Origin of the sequence: Sphingobium sp. SA916 (assembly GCF_002894065.1) — a bacterium.
GTDB classification, from domain to species: Bacteria; Pseudomonadota; Alphaproteobacteria; order Sphingomonadales; family Sphingomonadaceae; genus Sphingobium; species Sphingobium fuliginis.
The window spans coordinates 1-18,359 of sequence record NZ_LXYF01000054.1; the positions used below are offsets into that span (position 1 = coordinate 1).

General features: G+C 64.3%; 16 protein-coding genes. 8 read left to right on the plus strand and 8 right to left on the minus strand.

Features of this window, described 5'->3' with window-relative positions; all coding sequences use genetic code 11:
* The coding region (polA, locus tag A8G00_RS16940) for a DNA polymerase I (RefSeq protein ID WP_103001213.1) at nucleotides 1-1,929 on the plus strand (1,929 nt) is incomplete at its 5' end.
* 27 nt (nucleotides 1,930-1,956) lie between these two features.
* Here the strand turns inward: polA and A8G00_RS16945 are convergent.
* From A8G00_RS16945 to A8G00_RS16960, 4 genes are all read right to left on the minus strand, one after another.
* A complete protein-coding gene (locus A8G00_RS16945; protein ID WP_103001214.1) occupies nucleotides 1,957-3,381 on the minus strand; it encodes a mannose-1-phosphate guanylyltransferase/mannose-6-phosphate isomerase in 1,425 nt (474 codons plus the stop codon).
* Nucleotides 3,382-3,539: 158 nt separating this feature from the next.
* The gene (locus tag A8G00_RS16950) at nucleotides 3,540-3,812 is read right to left on the minus strand and encodes a zf-TFIIB domain-containing protein (RefSeq protein WP_025552169.1); all 273 of its coding nucleotides are present in this window, start codon (nucleotides 3,810-3,812) and stop codon (nucleotides 3,540-3,542) included.
* A 5-nt stretch (nucleotides 3,813-3,817) separates the two neighbouring features.
* On the minus strand, nucleotides 3,818-4,510 hold the full coding sequence (locus tag A8G00_RS16955) for a Bax inhibitor-1/YccA family protein (protein WP_048575853.1): 693 nt from the start codon (nucleotides 4,508-4,510) through the stop codon (nucleotides 3,818-3,820).
* 260 nt (nucleotides 4,511-4,770) lie between these two features.
* Entirely contained in the window at nucleotides 4,771-4,950 is a 180-nt protein-coding gene (locus A8G00_RS16960) for a hypothetical protein (RefSeq protein WP_103001215.1), read from the minus strand.
* A 123-nt stretch (nucleotides 4,951-5,073) separates the two neighbouring features.
* Here A8G00_RS16960 and cysS point away from each other — a divergent pair, with 123 nt between their 5' ends.
* The 4 genes from cysS to A8G00_RS16980 all read left to right on the plus strand — a co-directional run bounded on the left by cysS (nucleotide 5,074) and on the right by A8G00_RS16980 (nucleotide 9,628).
* Nucleotides 5,074-6,609: a cysteine--tRNA ligase gene (gene cysS / locus A8G00_RS16965; RefSeq protein WP_103001216.1), complete on the plus strand. Its 1,536-nt coding sequence runs from the start codon at nucleotides 5,074-5,076 to the stop codon at nucleotides 6,607-6,609.
* Between the two features lie 124 nt (nucleotides 6,610-6,733).
* Nucleotides 6,734-7,051 (plus strand): Rap1a/Tai family immunity protein, encoded by a 318-nt coding sequence (locus tag A8G00_RS16970; protein ID WP_044662810.1) that lies wholly within the window; start codon nucleotides 6,734-6,736, stop codon nucleotides 7,049-7,051.
* A gap of 91 nt (nucleotides 7,052-7,142) precedes the next feature.
* Nucleotides 7,143-8,513 carry a class II 3-deoxy-7-phosphoheptulonate synthase gene (locus A8G00_RS16975; protein ID WP_044660337.1) on the plus strand — a complete coding sequence of 457 codons (1,371 nt, stop codon included), beginning with the start codon at nucleotides 7,143-7,145 and terminating at the stop codon, nucleotides 8,511-8,513.
* Nucleotides 8,514-8,878: 365 nt separating this feature from the next.
* On the plus strand, nucleotides 8,879-9,628 hold the full coding sequence (locus tag A8G00_RS16980; RefSeq protein WP_044660338.1) for a ParA family protein: 750 nt from the start codon (nucleotides 8,879-8,881) through the stop codon (nucleotides 9,626-9,628).
* Between the two features lie 46 nt (nucleotides 9,629-9,674).
* On the opposite strand, the gene A8G00_RS16985 is transcribed toward A8G00_RS16980, so the two are convergent.
* From A8G00_RS16985 to dnaN, 3 genes are all read right to left on the minus strand, one after another.
* On the minus strand, nucleotides 9,675-10,895 hold the full coding sequence (locus tag A8G00_RS16985; RefSeq protein WP_103001217.1) for an MBL fold metallo-hydrolase: 1,221 nt from the start codon (nucleotides 10,893-10,895) through the stop codon (nucleotides 9,675-9,677).
* Nucleotides 10,896-11,103: 208 nt separating this feature from the next.
* Nucleotides 11,104-13,713, minus strand: coding sequence for an EAL domain-containing protein (locus A8G00_RS16990; protein WP_103001218.1), 2,610 nt, complete (start codon nucleotides 13,711-13,713; stop codon nucleotides 11,104-11,106).
* Between the two features lie 133 nt (nucleotides 13,714-13,846).
* On the minus strand, nucleotides 13,847-14,959 hold the full coding sequence (gene dnaN, locus A8G00_RS16995; RefSeq protein WP_044660341.1) for a DNA polymerase III subunit beta: 1,113 nt from the start codon (nucleotides 14,957-14,959) through the stop codon (nucleotides 13,847-13,849).
* A gap of 151 nt (nucleotides 14,960-15,110) precedes the next feature.
* On the opposite strand from dnaN, the gene A8G00_RS17000 reads away from it, so the two are divergent.
* The 3 genes from A8G00_RS17000 (at nucleotide 15,111) to A8G00_RS17010 (ending at nucleotide 17,475) form a co-directional block, all read left to right on the plus strand.
* Nucleotides 15,111-15,623: a hypothetical protein gene (locus tag A8G00_RS17000; protein WP_044660342.1), complete on the plus strand. Its 513-nt coding sequence runs from the start codon at nucleotides 15,111-15,113 to the stop codon at nucleotides 15,621-15,623.
* Nucleotides 15,624-15,682: 59 nt separating this feature from the next.
* On the plus strand, nucleotides 15,683-16,942 hold the full coding sequence (gene rlmN / locus A8G00_RS17005; protein WP_025549670.1) for a 23S rRNA (adenine(2503)-C(2))-methyltransferase RlmN: 1,260 nt from the start codon (nucleotides 15,683-15,685) through the stop codon (nucleotides 16,940-16,942).
* Between the two features lie 107 nt (nucleotides 16,943-17,049).
* Nucleotides 17,050-17,475, plus strand: a complete 426-nt coding sequence (locus A8G00_RS17010) for a hypothetical protein (protein ID WP_025549671.1) — start codon at nucleotides 17,050-17,052, stop codon at nucleotides 17,473-17,475.
* A gap of 82 nt (nucleotides 17,476-17,557) precedes the next feature.
* On the opposite strand, the gene A8G00_RS17015 is transcribed toward A8G00_RS17010, so the two are convergent.
* Nucleotides 17,558-18,067, minus strand: a complete 510-nt coding sequence (locus tag A8G00_RS17015) for an outer membrane protein (RefSeq protein WP_025549672.1) — start codon at nucleotides 18,065-18,067, stop codon at nucleotides 17,558-17,560.
* Nucleotides 18,068-18,359 lie beyond the last annotated feature (292 nt).

Sequence of the window (18,359 nt, forward strand, 5' to 3'; positions counted from 1 at the left end):
GGGGCGCCCGCCGCGGCCGTGGCGGTCGCGACCGCCGCCGCCGCCGTCACCGAACTCGCCGCCCCCGCCGCCCCGGTGCTGGAGGAGGAACCGCCGATCGACCGCAGCCTCTACGAAACGGTGGTTACGGAGGACGCGCTCGACCGCTGGATCGCCGCTGCCCATGCCGAGGGGCTGGTCGCCGTCGATACGGAGACGGACATGCTCGACTGCGTGTCCTGCGCGCTGGTGGGGGTCAGCCTCGCCGTCGGCCCCAACGCCGCCTGCTATATCCCGGTCGGTCATGGCGGCAAGGACATGTTCGCGGAGAAACCCGACCAGCTTCCCCTCGCCCTCGTCCTCGCGAAACTCAAGCCGCTGCTGGAGGATGACAGCGTCCTCAAGATCGGCCAGAACCTCAAATATGACATCACGGTCCTGCGCCGCCATGGCATAGAGATCGTCCCTTATGACGACACCATCGTCATGAGCTTCGACCTCGACGCGGGCCAGAGCCTCGCGGGCCACGGCATGGACGAGGCGGCGAAGGTGCACCTCAATCATACATGCATCAGCTTCAAGGATGTCTGCGGCACCGGCAAGAGCCAGATCAGCTTCGCGGAAGTCCCGCTCGACAAGGCGACCGAATATGCCGCCGAGGATGCCGACGTCACGCTGCGCCTGTGGAAGCTGTTCAAGAACCGCGTCGCGAATGAAGGCGCAACCCGCGTCTACGAGCTGGTCGACCGCCCGCTCGTCGCGGTGATCGCGAAGATGGAGCATGAAGGCATCAAGGTCGACCGCGAGGCGCTCTCCCGCCTCTCCGCCGAGTTCACCGCCGAGATCGCCAAGCTGGAGGGCGAAATCCACGGCCTCGCCGGCCAACCCTTCGCCATCGGCTCCACGCAACAGCTTGGCGCGATCCTGTTCGACAAAATGGGCTACAAGGGCGGAAAGAAGGGCAAGTCCGGCGCCTATTCGACCGACGTCACCATCCTGGAGCAGCTCAAGGCCCAGGGCGCGGAAATCGCGGGCAAGGTGCTCGACTGGCGGCAGCTTTCGAAGCTCAAGTCGACCTATACCGACGCGCTTCAGGCCCAGATCAACAGGGACACCAGCCGCGTCCACACCAGCTACAGCCTGTCCGGCGCGCAGACCGGCCGCCTGTCCTCGACCGACCCCAATCTCCAGAACATCCCGATCCGCACCGAAGTCGGCCGCCAGATCCGCCACGCCTTCGTCGCGGAACCGGGCAATGTCATCCTGGCGGCGGACTATAGCCAGATCGAACTGCGCCTCGCCGCGCACATGGCGGACGTGCCCGCGCTGAAGGAGGCGTTCGCGAACGGCGAGGACATCCACGCCGCCACTGCCCAGCAACTCTTCGGGGAGGTCAACCGCGACACGCGCGGCCGGGCCAAGACGATCAATTTCGCCATCCTCTACGGCATCAGCCGCTGGGGCCTCGCCGGACGGCTGGAGATCAGCGCCGACGAAGCGCAGGACATGATCAGCCGCTATTATGAACGCTTCCCCGGCATCAGCCTCTACATCACCGACACGATCGAAAAGGCGCGCTCAAGGGGCTATACGGAAACCCTGTTCGGCCGGAAGACATGGTTCCCGCGCATCAAGGCGCCTGTCCAGCACGAACGACAAGGCGCCGAACGGGCCGCGATCAACGCACCTATACAGGGCACGAGCGCCGACATCATCAAGCGCGCCATGGCCCGCATGGGCCCGGCGCTCGCGGCGGAAGGGCTGCATCAGGTCAAGATGCTGCTGCAAGTGCACGATGAACTTGTCTTCGAACTGCCGGAAGGCGATGTGGAACAGGCCAGCACCGTCATCCGCCGCGTCATGGAAGGCGCCGCCGAACCGATCGTGAAGCTGAGAGTGCCGCTGGGCGTCGAAATCGGCCACGGCCCAAGCTGGGGCGCGGCGCATTAATCCTGGAAGGCGCGGCGCGCCGGGAATTCACCCCCGCGCGTACCGGTCCTCATACCGAACGATGTCGTCTTCCCCCAGATAGGTTCCCGTCTGCACCTCGATGAACACGACGGGAATCTTCCCCGGATTCTCGACCCGATGCTTCGCCCCCGCCGGGACATAAAGCGACTGGTTTTCCGTCAGCAGCGTCACCTCTTCATTCACAGTGACCTTGGCCGTCCCTTCGACGACGATCCAATGTTCCGACCGATGGAAATGGCTCTGCAGGCTCAATGACTGCCCCGGCTGCACGACGATCCGCTTCACCTGGAAGCGCTCGCCCGCCAGCAGGCCCTCCACCCAACCCCATGGCCGGTGATCCTTGGGGAAACTCTCCGCCTGCGCGGCGCCCTTCTTCTTGAGCGCCTCGACGGCCAGCTTCACATCCTGCGAGCGCGCCTTGTCCGCGATCAGCACCGCGTCGTTCATCGCCACCGCAATGATGTTGCTGAGCCCGATGCCGACCAGTTCCATGCCTTCACTGTCGGACCGCAGCAGCGTATCGCTGCAATCGATCGCCGTCGCCCCGCCGCTCACCGTCACTCCGGCCGTATCCGGACCGGCATGGCTCCACACCGCATCCCAGCCGCCCAGGTCGGACCAGCCAGAGCCATAGGGCACGACGGACAGATTGTCGGCCCGCTCCATGACGGCATAATCGATGGAAATGTCCGGCGCGCTGTCCCATGCTTGCGCCGCCAGCCGCAAAAAGCCCAGATCGCCTTCCGCCGCCTCGACCGCCGGCCGCACCGCCGCCAGCACGTCGGGCGCATGCGCCTCGAAGGCGGCGACCAGATCCTTCGCCGCAAACAGGAAAATCCCCGCATTCCAGAGATGGTCGCCGCTCGCCAGCATCTCCGCCGCACGAACCGCATCGGGCTTTTCGACAAAGCGCGCCAGCTTGATCGGTTCGCCCGATCCATTCGGCCGGGCGACGACCTGCAAATAGCCATAGCCGGTTTCCGGCCGTGTCGGCTGAATGCCGAAGGTCACCAGATCGCCGGCATGCGCCGCCGCCAAGCCTTGGCTCACCGCCGCACGGAAGGCCTCTGCATCGGGCACCACATGGTCCGATGGCGCGACCAGCATCACCGCCTGCGGATCGTCCGCCATCAAATGCAGGGCCGCCGCCAATATGGCGGGCGCCGTGTTGCGCACCGAAGGCTCGATCATGATGGCCCGCGGATCGGTGCCCTCCTGCGCCAGTTGTTCGGCCACGATGAAACGGAACGCCGCGTTGGTCAGGACGACGGGGCGGCCAAAGGCGAAACCCTCGCCAGCACCCGACAGCCGCCGCACCACGGAGCGGAACAGCGTCTCCTCACCCAGCAGCGGCACGAACTGCTTGGGATAGGATTTGCGCGACAGCGGCCACAACCGCGTCCCCGATCCACCGGCCAATATGACTGGCATAACCTGCTGAAATTCTTTTCCTTCGATACCCGGCATGCAACTCACTCGAACAAGGCGATCCATCCCGATGGGACCATATCCGCCCCTCTTATCGCCATTCCGTGAAAGCACCTATGAAGAAGCCGAAAAAAAGCGGCCCACGCCGGGGCCGCTTATCGTCAGTCGAACAGCTCTTCGAGAAAGCTCTTCTTCCGCTTCTTCTGATAATATCGCCCGTCGTCGCGATGGTCGCGGTCCGGCCGGTAGCTGGGCTGTGGAGCCGGAACCCCGCCCGCCGACCGTTCGATGATCTTGTCCAGTTCACCCCGGTCGAGCCAGACGCCCCGACATTGCGGGCAATAGTCGATCTCCACGCCCTGACGGTCCGTCATGGAGAGGCCCACATGACAGACCGGGCAGAGCATGGCCGACACCGCGGCCTGATCCCGCATCCGGGTTACTCCCGCTCGCCGGTCAGGCTGAGCAGCATCTGGAACAGGTTGACGAAGTTCAGGTAGAGCGACAGCGCGCCCATCACCTGCATCTTCTGCGTGACTTCATGGCCGGCATAGGCGAAATATTCCGACTTGATGCGCTGCACGTCCCAGGCGGTCAGGCCAGTGAAGACCACCACGCCGATGATCGAGATGACCATCGCCATAGCCGACGAGCCGATGAAGATATTGATGAGGCTCGCTACCAATATGCCGATCAGGCCCATGATCAGGAACGACCCGAATTTCGACAGGTCGCGCCCGGTGGTATAGCCCCACAGCGCCATCGCCAGGAACATCACGGCGGCGGAGAAGAAGGCCTGCGCGATCGATCCGCCGGTGAAGACCAGGAAGATGCTGGCCAGCGACACGCCCATCACCGCCGAAAAGGCGTAGAAGGCCATGCGCGCGCCCGCCGTCGTCATCTTTTCGATGCGGAAGCTGAAGAAGAACACAAAGGCCAGCGGCGCGAAGATCGCCACCCATTTGAGCGGCGTGCCGAAGATCGCGGCGGCGAGCGCCGGCGTATTGCCGATGAAAGCGGCGACCAGTCCGGTGATGACCAGGCCGATGCCCATGTTGCGGAAAACGCCCAGCATGTGCGCGCGCAGCCCGGCGTCGGTCTGCGCCGTCTGGCTCGCACCATAGCCCGGCATACGAACGGGATTGTTCACGGCGTTATCACTCCATCCAAAAACAGTCTTGACGGATCGAGTGGCCCGGCGCGGTCTTCGTGCTACGTCAGAGGGGGGCAAACGCACACGAACCTGCACCGAGCACACTCGATGCGGTCCGACATCGCGGCTGGATGTCACATCCAACCGCCAGAGGGGCCCGGCCCGCACAAGCAATATCGGTGGGGCAACGCGCCAATGCAAGGGATGGCGCAGAGCGTCGGTCCGCCAGCAACAATTTATTACAATCGTCCGCTGACGTCGGGGTCCGGATTTTGCGGCGACATGCTCCGCCGAATCTTCGCCGCGCCGATCACGACGCCGCACACCAGACTCAGCGCAACGCCCACCGCGACATTGCCGGTCGCCGCGCCGATCCCTGCGCCCAACGCCAAGCCAAGACCGACAAAACCCGCTTTCATATACAGTCTTCCCTTTTTCGACGCCAAGCATGGCAAGGATGCCCCGGCGGATATTAAACCGGAACTCTCCCAAATAGCGAGGGCTGTTGACGCTTCGAGCGAACCGCCGCATGGCGTCATTCCATGAGCGACCAGTTCACACCCGCCCAGCAGCATGCCGATGCGCCTCTGCGCCTGTTCAACAGCCTGACGCGCACGGTGGAGGCCTTCGCCCCGATCGAGCCGAACCACGCCCGCGTCTATAGCTGCGGCCCGACGGTCTATAATTACGCTCATCTCGGCAACCTGCGCGCCTATGTCTTTACCGACACGCTGCGCCGCACCTTGCTGTGGAAGGGGCTCACCGTCACCCATATCATCAACATCACCGATGTCGGTCATCTGACGTCGGACGCGGATGCCGGCGACGACAAGATGGAAGCCGCCGCCCGTGCCCAGGCCAAGAGCATCTGGGACATAGCGGCGCATTATACCCAGGCTTTCAAGCAGAACATCGCCGACCTCAACATCATCCCGCCCAGCGAATGGACGGTCGCCACCGACTATGTCCCGCAGATGATCGCCTTTGCGGAGAAGATCGCGCCGGCCCATTGCTACGAACTGGAAACGGGTCTCTATTTCGACAGCAGCACCGTGCCTGATTATGGCGCGCTGGCCGGGGGGCGCGACGATGCCGCCCATGCCCGCATCGATCCCGTCGCCGGCAAGCGCAACCCCAGCGACTTTGCGATCTGGCGCAAATCCCCGCCCGGCGAACAGCGGCAGATGGAGTGGGACTCGCCCTGGGGCAAGGGTGCGCCGGGCTGGCATCTCGAATGTTCGGTGATGAGCCAGGCGCGGCTTGGCCATCCGTTCGACATCCACACCGGCGGCATCGACCATCGCGAAATCCACCATCCCAATGAAATCGCGCAGAATCAGGCATTCCATGGCTGCTGCGGCGAAGCGGACGCGGCGACCGCAGGCTTCACCGGCGCGAAATGGTGGATGCACAATAATTTCCTTGTCGATCGGCAGGGAAAGATGAGCAAGTCGAAGGGCGGCTTCACCACTCTCTTCTCGCTGATCGACGCGGGCGTGCATCCGCTTGCCTATCGCCTGCTGTGCCTGGGCGCACATTATCGCAGCGAGCTGGAGTTCAGCGCGGACAGCGTCGGCGCAGCGCTCACCCGCCTGAAACGCCTCGTCATGGGTGTCGAAAATCTGAAGGCGCGGGCCGAGGGCGTGACATGGCAGTCGCTGCGGCTGGACTGGCTGCGCGCCAATCTCCACCCCAAGCTCGCGCCCTTGCTCGAACAGTTCGACGCGGCGATCAGCGACGACCTGATGACGCCCCGCGCGCTGCCGCTGCTGGAGGAGACCATCGCCATGAAGAAGGTGCCGGTGGACGAGAAGCTCTGCCTGCTCGCGGCCTTCGACCAGGCGCTGGGCCTCAACCTGCTGACCATCGGCCGCGCAGACCTGCGCATCCGGCCCGGGGACGCGGCGATCGCGCCCGAAGAGATCGAAGCCGAACTGGACCGTCGCCAGCAGGCGCGCACCGAAAAGGACTTCGCCCTGTCGGACGAGATACGCGACGCCTTGATCGACCGGGGGGTCGAGGTGATGGACGGCGATCCGCTTCGCTGGGACTGGCGCCTCACCCTCAACACGGCATAAGGTTCCAGCGGCTGAGCCGGACCGTGCGACGGATCAGCCGGCCCGTTTGTACATATGTCAGGCAAGCGGGCATATTCCGCGCATGCTAAAAGCCGCAACCGCAGCGTTCATGGGAATTGGCGCCATGACGATACCGACCGTCGCTGCGCCTGCGCAAAGCTATATGTTCGAGACGGGCACGACCCTGCTCGCCAAATGCCGCAACAAGGCGCCGGAATATGCCCTGGCCTGCACCGCCTATATCGTCGGCGCGGTGGACGGCATCAAGAAGGATGTGTTCATCGGCCGGGCCAAGCCCAATTGCTGGCCCGCCCAGATGAATGCGGAGGAAGTGAAGCGCATCGTCCTCACCTATCTGACCCGCTATCCCGACCAGCGGCAGGCGCCTGCCTCCGTCCTGGTCAGCGTGGCGCTCAACGAACATTATCCTTGCCAGAAATAACGTGCCCCCGCACGCCGCCGCTATAAACTTGCGTTAGCCACTGGTTGCGCGTAGGTGCGGCCCCTATTTTACGATCTTTGGGAGACTCGACGTGGCGGCGAAGTGGACGCCGGAAAGCTGGCGCAGCCAAAAGGGCATCCAGATGCCCGTCTATCGTGACGCCCAGGCGCTTGCCGCCGTGGAGGCTCAGCTCAGCCAGTTTCCCCCGCTCGTCTTTGCCGGCGAAGCGCGCAGCCTGAAGGCCGAACTCGCCAGGGTGACGAATGGCGAGGCGTTCCTGCTTCAAGGCGGCGATTGCGCGGAGAGCTTTGCGGAGTTCCATCCGAACAATATCCGCGACACCTTCCGCGTGCTGCTGCAGATGGCAGTGGTGCTGACCTTTGCGTCTAAGCTGCCGATCGTGAAGGTCGGCCGCATGGCTGGCCAGTTCGCCAAGCCGCGCTCCGCGGATACGGAGACGATCGGCGGCGTCGAACTGCCCAGCTATCGCGGCGACAATGTCAACGACATCGCCTTCACGGCGGAGGCGCGCGAACCCGACGCGGGGCGGATGATCCGCGCCTATAACCAGTCGGCGGCGACGCTCAACCTGCTGCGGGCCTTTTCGACCGGGGGTTATGCCAGCCTGGACCGGGTCCATGGCTGGATGCTGGATTTCATGGGCCGCAGCCCCTGGGCCGCGAAGTTCGAGGCGATGGCCGACCAGATCGGGCAGGCGCTCGACTTCATGCGCGCCTGCGGCCTGTCGCCCGAAACCGTGCCGCAATTGGGGGGAACGAGCTTCTACACCAGCCATGAGGCGCTGCTGCTGCCCTATGAGCAGGCGCTGACCCGGCAGGATTCGCTGACCGGCGACTGGTACGACACCTCCGCGCATATGCTCTGGATCGGGGATCGCACCCGGTTCGAAGGGTCGGCGCATGTCGAATATCTGCGCGGCATCGGCAATCCGATCGGCATGAAATGCGGCCCCAGCCTGGAGCCGGACGCGCTGATCCGCCTGCTGGACGTGCTGAACCCCAGCCGGGAAGCGGGCCGGATCACGCTCATCACCCGCTACGGCCATGACAAGATCGAGGCGGGCCTGCCCAGGCTGGTCCGCGCGGTGCTGAAGGAAGGCCATCCGGTGGTCTGGTCCTGCGACCCGATGCACGGCAATGTCATCAAGGCGGCCAATGGCTACAAGACGCGGCCGTTCGACCGCATCCTGGCGGAGGTACGCGGTTTCTTCGCCGTTCACCGGGCGGAGGGCAGCTTCGGCGGCGGCATCCATGCCGAAATGACCGGCCAGAATGTGACGGAGTGCACCGGCGGCGCCGTGGCGATCACGGACGAAGGCCTTGCGGATCGTTACCACACCCATTGCGACCCGCGCCTCAACGCGGCGCAGAGCCTGGAACTCGCGTTCCTGCTCGCAGAAATGCTGAACGAGGAACTGAAGGAACGCCGGGCAGCCGCCTGATCCTTCGAAAAGGAAATGATCCCGCCGCGACCATGCCTCGCGGCGGGATTTTTCTTGGCGCAATCCCCGGTGCTCGTTTGAGCGCCCTATGTCGCGGGAGCCGGATTAGCACCTCTTTCGCGCTGAGCCTGTCGAAGCGCCACTCTTCCTTGGGGAAAGCGCAGGACGGCGACAGGCTCATTCCGAACGGATGGGCGTGGACGAGGAATGATCGGCACTGGCCATCGAAACCCGCCAGCGGACCAACCCATCATCCTCTTCGACGGCGGGCTGGTAATCGAGGGTCCGGCAGGGTCCGTCACATGCACGTAACAATCCCATGATTCAGCCCTTGCTTTGGCGGTGCAGCAAGATAGCCTCCGCATATGGCAAAGGAACCGCAAGTGGCGACCATCGCCGTCTACAGCCTGAAGGGCGGGGTCGGGAAAACCACCTTCGCGATCAACCTCGCCTGGGCATCCGCAAGCATCTCGAAACGGCGGACATTGCTGTGGGATCTCGACCCACAGGCCGCGTCGAGCTGGCTGATCTCCACGGACAGCGAAAGCCGCGACGCCGCGCAGGCGATCTTCAGCAAGGATGTGGAGGTCCGCAAGCTGATCCAGCCCTCGACGGTGCAGGGCCTCGACCTGATCGCCGCCGACACCTCGCTGCGCAGCCTCGACCATCTGTTCCGGGAGATGGACAAGAAGAAGCGTCTCGCCAAGCTGATCGAGAGCCTGGGCAAGGATTATGACCGGATCATCCTGGATTGTCCGCCCGGCCTCACCGAAACCAGCGAGCAGGTGCTGCGCGCGGCGGACATGATCGTCATTCCGGTCATCCCCTCCCCCCTCGCCCAACGCGCCATGGGGGAGGTCGCCCGCTATCTGGTGCAGCGCGGCGGCAGCCATCCGCCGATCATGCCGGTCTATTCCATGGTCGACCGCCGCCGTGGCCTGCATCGCGCGGCCCTGGAATCCCAGCCCGGCTGGCCGGCCATTCCCATGGCCAGCGCGGTCGAACAAATGGCTGTCCGCCGCAAACCGCTGGGCGCCTTCGCGGCCTCATCCCCATCCGCCCAGGCCTTTGCCGGACTTTGGACGACGATCGAGCGGCAGCTCCAGAAACATTAGGGCGGCGACAGGATTTGGCGGGTTACCGCCTCCCAACAACCTCCGCCTACTTCAACCTCACGATCTCGCTCGGATCGCACCGCTTCTCCCCGTGCGGCACGGGCGACCAGCCGGGCACCAGGATCGACTGCCCGACCCGAAGGGGCGCAAAACGCCGCCGTTCAATGCCTGCGCAACTCAGTTGGAGTTCCAGCATTTTGGGCGGGGTATCCCATTTCTCGTAGGAAAGGCGGAACGTCCCCCAATGGATGGGAATGGCGGTCGAGGCCTTGAGCTTTTCGAAAATCTGCACGGCCTGTTCCGGCCCGACATGGGAATCCGACTGCATTTGTCCGGGATGGAAGCGGAAGGCGCCGATCGGGATCATCGCCAGCCTGATCGGCCCCAGCCGCGCTGCGTCGGCGGGCCAGGCCATATCGCCAGCGCCCGTGTCGCCCGCGAAGAAGATATTGCCCGCCCGCGTGCTGACGAAGAAGCTCGACCAGAGCGCCCGGCTGCGGTCAGTGCCCCAGCGGCTGCTCCAATGATGGTTGCGCAGCACATGAACGCGATAATCCGGGCAATGCTCATAATTTTCGCACTGGATCACCGTGCCGTCGCCCAGGCCGTTCAACGCCGCGCCGCTTATCGATTGCCCCCAGTCGAGCGCCGTCGACGGAATTCCGTTGGCTTTCAGGATCGCGTCATTGCCCAGGCTGGTGACGATCTTCGGCCTGTCCCGTTTCCACAGCCTTTTCAGCGTGGGGATGTCCATATGGTCGTAATGATTGTGGCTGAGGAGGATGAGGTCGATCCTCGGCAGATCGTCGAAGCGCACGCCCGGCTGCGCCACCCGCCGGGGCCCCAGGGGCGGAAAGGGGCTGGCATGGTCGGACCAGATCGGATCGGTGAGGATATTGAGGCCCGCCGCCTGCACGAGTACGGTGGCATGTCCCACCCAGGTGGCGATCATGCCACGCGGCGCGGCGAAGGCAGGCGGGCGCGAAGGCTTGACCGCCACCATGTCGGGCCATGAGGGCCGGTCGTCCTGACCCAGCAGCCATCGCGCGATGAAACCGCGCGGGTTGCCGCCCGCCGGTCCGGGAGAGCGGATTTCCCCATCGGGATTGAAGAAGCGTTCCCCGTCATAATGGCGGCTGACCGGCCCTTCATAATAGATGCGGTCGAGAAAGGGTGGAACGACGGTCACCGCCAGGCACAGGGCCACAACCAGAAACAGCAGCGCAGCGCCCAAGCCTTTGACGATTTTCCCGACGATGCGGCCCATGCCGTCTCCCGCTCCGATGACCGGACGGACATAGCGCGGTTCAAGGTATCGGCAAGCGTGGAGATGGAGCAAGGGGCAAGAGTGGAGAGCGGACGTTGATGTTGGTCTGGGTAAAGCATGCTCCTGCGCAGGAGCACCGCGCGCCTAATGGCGGAACCCGACTATCTCCGTCGCCCCACACCCAGCCATCCTGACCCGCCTCGCACCCTCAGGATGCCATGGAACGAGGCACGGCGCGCAATGTCGACGGGTTGATCGCCTGGACGAATTCCACCCCCAGCCGGTCGTCCTTGGACCATCGCGCGATAGCGTTGACGGTCTGGTTGTCGCCCAGTTCGATGGCGAACAGCGTGCCCTCCGGCACGTTCCACAGGCCCTCCAACTGCGCACCCGTGGCGGAGATGTTGCGGATGCGCCCGGTATAGACATGACCGTCATGGTGCACGGCCACGGTACGCAACATGGTCTTGCGTTCCGTCCGGCTCGACTGGAAGCCCTGCGGCGCGACCACGCCGCCATGGCGGTGTTGCTGTACCAGCACGTCCGCCGCCGGCAGCGGGCGGCCATAGACATAGCCCTGGATATGGCTGCACCCCAGGTTGCGGATCAGCGCGAGTTCATCCTGCGTCTCCGCCCCTTCGGCCGTGGTGTCCATGCCCAGCGCTTCGGCCAGGCTGACGATCGCCTTGATGATCGCGCTGTTGGGGCTGCCCTTGATCGCGGCGCCGCGCACGAAGCTCTGGTCGATCTTGATCTTGTCGAACGGCGCTTTCTTGAGATAGCCGAGCGAGGAATAGCCGGTGCCGAAATCGTCGAGCGCCAGTCGCACCCCGATGCCCTTCAGCCGGGAGAACATCGAGTCCGTGCCATCATCGTCGTTCAGGAACACGCTTTCGGTGATCTCCAGCTCCAGTCGCTGGGCCGCCAGCCCAGAAGCGGCGAGCGCATTCATGACGATCGAGGGCAGGCCGTGATTGGCGAACTGGATCGGGGAGACGTTGACGGCCACCCTAACCCCGTCGGCCCATTGCGCCGCATCGCGGCAGGCGGTGCGGAGCACCCATTCACCGATCGGGCCGATCAGGCCGCTTTCCTCCGCAATGGGGATAAACAGCGTGGGAGAGATCGCGCCGCGCACCGGATGCTGCCAGCGCAGCAGCGCTTCATAGCCGGTAATCTGCTCGGTCCGGGAGGAAACCACCGGCTGATAGACGAGGTGCAGGGCGTTTTCGACCAGCGCCTTGCGCAGATCCTCCTCCAACTGGCGGCGATCCTCCGCATCGGCATGCATCTCCGGGGAATAGAAGCGATAGATGCCGCGCCCGTCCCCCTTGGCGGCGTAGAGCGCAAGATCGGCATTGCGGATAAGTTCCTCGGCCGTCACCCCATCCTGCGGGCAGAAGGAAATGCCGATCGACACCCCGATGACGACCGCCGTTCCCTCCACCGTATAGGGCTGGGACACATCGGTGATGATCGCCCGCGCCAGATGGTCCAGGGTGATCTTGTCGGGTCGGCCGGGCAGCAGGATCTTGAATTCATCGCCGCCCTGGCGTCCGACCAGCCCCTTGTTGCCGACCACGCGCCGGATACGCTCGCTGACCTGGCGCAGCAGCGCATCGCCAGCCGGATGGCCCAGCGTGTCGTTGACGATCTTGAACCGGTCGAGGTCCAGCATCATCAAAGTGCAGTCACGCGGCTGCCCGTTCTTGCCCGCGACCGCCTGCTCCAGCGAGCGCATCATCTGCACCCGGTTGGCAAGGCCGGTCAGCGAATCATATTGGGCGAGCCGCGTCACCTCCGCCTGGCTGCGGCGCATTTCGGTAAGGTCCGTGCCGCTGCCCCGGAAGCCGTGGAACTGGCCGAATTCGTTGAACACCGGCTGGCCGGAGATCGACCACCAGCGCTCGTCCTTCGCCATCGCGGCGCGGACGGGAATTTCGGCAAAGCCGGTGCGCGCCGACAGGTGGAAACCCAATGTGCGCTCGCCATCGCCATCCTGCCGGTCGCCGGGACGGATGATTTCCGTGATCGGGCGGCCGATCAGCGCATCGTTGCCCAGCCCCAAGGTGCGGGCCAATGTGTCGGAAATATAGACGATGCACCCGTGGCGGTCGGTTTCCCAGAACCAGCCGCGACCTGACTGTTCATAGTCATGGAGCAGCCGGTCGGAGCGCTGGGCCCTCAGATCCCGCTGATGGAAGGCGATGGCGCGGTTCATGTCGGCATGCGCCTGGCGCAGCGCGGCGACCAGCATCGCGGCTATGCAACTGATCAAAAGGCCGACCTGCGCGAAATCGCCCCGATGCAGGATGGAGGCGATCAGCAGGCCGCAGAAATAGCTGACACCCAACAGGCGCCGGTCGCCGAAGATCGACACGGCCATCAACGCGACCGCCATTTCCGCGGCCAGATTGCGCGAAGGCTCGCCGGCGATCAGCGACGGTCCCAGCATCAGGCTGAAGCTGAGGCCCGAGAGCAGCACCATCGGCAGCATCAGCCATTTCTGGTGATGTGGCCGCAAGAGCTGGAACCGGGCCCCGCGCGGCACGACGATGGCAATACCGTCGACCAGCAGCATGGCCGCCAGGGCAACGGCATGGCCGACATTGCCCTCATCATAGAAAGGCACATGCAGCAGAGCGGTGATGCAGAGCTTCCCCAGCAGGACAAGCGGCCAGAGCCGGGCGATATGGACGAAGGTGCCGGAAATCCAGGAAGCGTCGACGGCAGCCCCGCTTTCGGCAAGGCCAAGCGCCGCGACCAGATCGGTCCGCCGCGTATGCAGTTCTGCCAGGTTCGCCCGCAAGGAAGTCATATTCGCTGCGTAACGACAAGAGATTGAAAGAAACTTACCCGACAGGCAAGGTCTGCGGCGGGTGGTTTCCCGCCACTAATCCCCGCCCCTGAAGGGGAGGGGAAGCGTCAATGTCCGCAACCGGGCAAAACCCTCAAACGCGCATGGGCATCAGCACATAGAGCGCGGGGCTGCGATCATCTTCGCGGATCAGCGTCGGCGCAGCGGCGTCGGCCAGGTGCAGTTCGACCAGATCACTGTCGATCTGGCCCAGGATGTCGAGCAGATAACGGGCGTTGAAACCGATGTCGAAGCCCTCGCCCTGGAAGGCCCCGGGGACTTCCTCGGCTGCCGTGCCGTTTTCCGGGCTGGTGACGGAAAGGGTGATCTTGTCGCGGTCCAGCGTCATCTTGACGGCGCGGGTCTTTTCGGTGGCGATGGTCGCCACGCGGTCCACGCCTTCCTCGAAGCTGCGCGGATCGATCTTCAGCAGCTTGTCGTTGGCGGTCGGGATGACGCGGCTGTAATCAGGGAAGGTGCCATCGATCAGCTTGCTGGTCAGGATGGCGCTGCCCAGGCCGAAGCGGATCTTGCTCGCCGACAGCGAAATCTGCACAGAGCCTTCCACCTCGTCGAGCAGCTTGCGCAGTTCCCCGATGCACTTCCTCGGCACGATGATGCCCGGCATGCCGTCCGCGCCGTCGGGTCGCGGCACGGTGACGCGCGCCAGGCGATGGCCGTCGGTCGCCGCCGCCTTCAGCACAGGCTGTCCCTCGTCCGAAACGTGGAAATAGATGCCGTTCAGATAATAGCGCGTCTCTTCGGTCGAGATGGCGAAGCGCGTCTTGTCGATGATCTGCTTCAGCGTTTCGGCGGGCAGTTCGAAGCTGGTCGGCAGGTCGCCTTCCGCGATCACCGGGAAGTCGTCGCGCGGCAGGGTCGACAGGTTGAAGCGGGCGCGGCCTGCCTGGATCAGCATCTTGCCCTCGGCGGCCTGGAGCGAGACCTGGCTGCCTTCGGGCAGCTTGCGCGCGATGTCGAACAGGGTGTGCGCCGAAATGGTGGTCGCGCCGGGCTGTTCCACCTGGGCGGCGACGCTTTCGACGATCTGGAGGTCGAGGTCGGTCGCCATCAGCTTGATCGCGCCATCGGCCGATGCTTCGATCAGCACGTTGGACAGGATCGGAATCGTGTTGCGCCGCTCGACCACCGACTGGACGTGGCTGAGGCTCTTGAGCAGCGTTGCGCGTTCGATGGTGGCCTTCATGTCCCTGTTCTGTCCGTTTCTTTTCTGCGCAAAGCCCGAACTCGGTCGAATCCGGGCGACAATGATGGATGATCCTTCATAGCCGCTGTGACGGCCCCTGCAAGCGCTGGGTGATCGTTTCGTTTGCCAAAGGGTTGCAAAAGGGAACAGCATGCGCTTTGCCGGGGATGTGAAAGCTCCATGGCCCCTCGCCCTCCCCCTGATGATCATGGCCACGGCCGCGCAGGCGCGGGACTCTCTGGGCGTGTTCGAGGCGTGGGGGGCGTTTCGCGATCCGACCCCTTCCCAATCCGGTGGCCCCCGTTGCTATGCGATCGCCATGCCCGTCGCAGCGGGATCGGAGGGCTTTGCGGCGGTCGGGAGCTGGCCGCGCCAATCGGTGCGGGGGCAGGTGCATTTCCGCTTGAGCAGGATGCGAATGGGGGACGCTGCGGTGATCCTGAATGTGGGGGATCGGCGCTTTACGCTGGTGGCGGGGCAGGTGGATGCCTGGGCGCCCGATGCGCGGGCGGATGCGGCAATCATCGCGGCGATGCGCTCCGCCACCAGCATGAGTGTGCAGACGCGGGATGCGCGTGGGCGGGGCTTTGCGGACACCTATGCGTTGCGCGGAGCGGCTACGGCGATCGATGCCGCGGCGCTGGGGTGCGCGCGATTGCGGTGAGGGGCGTGCGCCATTCACCGCCCTTCCAAAATCCCCCAAAATCCGCTATGGGCGCGGGCATGCAGACAGCCGCCAACCCCTTGATGCCGATTCCCGGCGCTATCGACCCTGTGCCCGTGCCCCGCGCGGTGACGCCTCGTGAGGATGGGCGCGTCGACCTGATGGGGCTGTCGCGGCCGCAGATCAAGGGCGTGCTGGAGGAATCGGGGCTCGATACCAGGCAGGCGAAACTGCGGTCCAAGCAATTGTTCCACTGGCTCTACCATCGCGGCGAGACCGATTTCGACGCCATGACCGACCTTGCCAAGCCGATGCGCGGCTGGATGGCGGAGCGCTTCGTCATCGGTCGTCCGCAGGTCGTGGAGGCGCAGGTCTCGAGCGACGGCACGCGCAAATGGCTGCTGCGCTCCGACGACGGGCAGGATTATGAGATGGTGTTCATCCCGGACGCGGACCGGGGGACGCTGTGCGTATCGAGCCAGGTGGGCTGCACGCTCAACTGCCGTTTCTGCCATACGGGCACGATGCGGCTCGTGCGCAACCTGACGCCGGGCGAGATTGTGGGCCAGGTGATGCTGGCGCGCGATGCATTGGGCGAGTGGCCCAAGGGCAGCATGGCGTCCGCCAATGACGATGAAGCCGACGATGCGCCGCAATATACGACCGATGGCCGCATGCTGACCAACATCGTGATGATGGGCATGGGCGAGCCGCTCTATAATTTCGACCATGTGCGCGATGCGCTGAAGGTCGTGATGGACGGCGATGGACTTGCCCTGTCGAAGCGGCGCATCACCCTCTCCACCTCCGGCGTTGTGCCGATGATGGCGCGGGCGGGCGAGGAGATCGGCGTCAACCTCGCGGTGTCGCTGCACGCCGTGACCAAGGATGTGCGCGACGAACTGGTGCCGCTCAACAGGAAGTTCGGCATCGATCAGCTTTTGCAGGCCTGCGCCGACTATCCGGGGGCGAACAATGCGCGGCGCATCACCTTCGAATATGTCATGATCAAGGACAAGAATGACAGCGACGAGGATGCGCGCGAGCTGGTCCGGCTGCTTCGCCAGTACAAGCTGCCGGCGAAGGTCAACCTGATCCCGTTCAACCCCTGGCCGGGCACGGATTATGAATGTTCGACGCCCGAACGGATCAGGCGCTTTTCCGACATCGTGTTCGAAGGCGGGATTTCCGCGCCGGTGCGCACACCGCGGGGGCGGGACATCATGGCCGCCTGCGGCCAGCTCAAGTCCGCTTCCGAGAAGAAAAGCCGGGCGGAGCTGGACCGGCTGGAGGCGGAGAAGCAAGCGGCGCTCGGATAGAGCGGGGCCGATGACCTGCGCCTTTGCGGCGCGAGATGCAAACCCCGCCCGGACGGCGGGGTTTTTCTTGTCGGCTTCGTCCGGGCGGCATGAAAGGATGGATGACAATGACGGACGAAGAGATCGAGCGGATCGCCAGCGGCTTTTGCGCGCGGACGCTGCCCAAGGAGGAGTGGACGCATGGCGCGCATTTCGCGACGGCCCTGTGGCTCATGCTGCGGCGGACGGACATGCTGGCCGAGCGGGATATGCCCGGGATGATCGCGGCCTATAACGAGAGCATGGGCGGCGTGAACAGCGACAGCGCCGGCTATCATGAGACGATTACCATGGCATCGCTGAAGGCGGCGCGGGCCGTGCTGGCGGGCTTGCCGGGCGAACCGTCGCCGGCAGAGGCCTTTGCGGCGCTGATGCGTTCCCCCATGGCCGACAAGGACTGGCTGTTCGCCTATTGGTCGCGCGAGCGGCTGATGTCGACGGAAGCGCGGCGGCGCTGGGTGGAACCGGACCTGACGCCTCTCCCCTGGGCTTAGGGTTTGTGCTGTTTCTGTTGAACTGGCATGGAAAAAGGGCAGCCCCACCGGGCCGCCCTTTCCCTGTTCTATCCGAGAGGGATTAGAAGCGGAAACCGATACCGACGACGCCGGCGTCACGGCCGCCAGCATTGTCTTCATATTCGGTGCGCTGATATTCAGCCGAGATATAGGTGTTGCCGGTCACGGCGAATTCCACGCCGCCGCCATAACGCACGCCTTCCAGATTGGTGCTGCCCAAGCCGGCGACCTCGAAGCGGGTGGTGGCATAGCCGACCTTGCCGAACGCCAGAACGCGCGGGGTCAGGATGTAGCCCAGGCGCACCGAAGCGGCCAGATCGCGGCTGACATCCAGACCGGCCTCATCCACGGTGGAATCGCCGAACGACACTTCCGGGCCGAAGGTGATGTTCGGGGTGACGGCCAGATCGTAACCGGTGCTGACGCCATAGCTGAAGCCTTCTTCGCCGCCAACTTTGTCGTAGCCCAGCGTCACGCCGGCGCGCGGGCCGGTGAAGGGCGCGGCGTCCTGAGCGAAAGCGGGGGCGGAAACGGCGGCAGCAGCAAGGGCTGCGAAAATCACAGTCTTCATAAAATCCTCATGTCATCAGAAACGAACAGTCCGGTGATGTGGACTGCCGCTTGTTCTTTTTACGGGGATGACGTTGCGTGTCGTTATTTCATCGTCATTCGGAATACCGAGATAATTCGGTTCATCCCCCCGTCCTGCACGCAGCGACATGCATCGCTGACGGCGCGCATATGTAACGCGATTGTGATTGTTGCAATATGGATATGAACTTTACAAATGTATGATGCTTTTCCGCAACAGTATGAGTTTGCATGAAAATGGGGCGGCCCCAGCGGGACCGCCCCTTGTCATA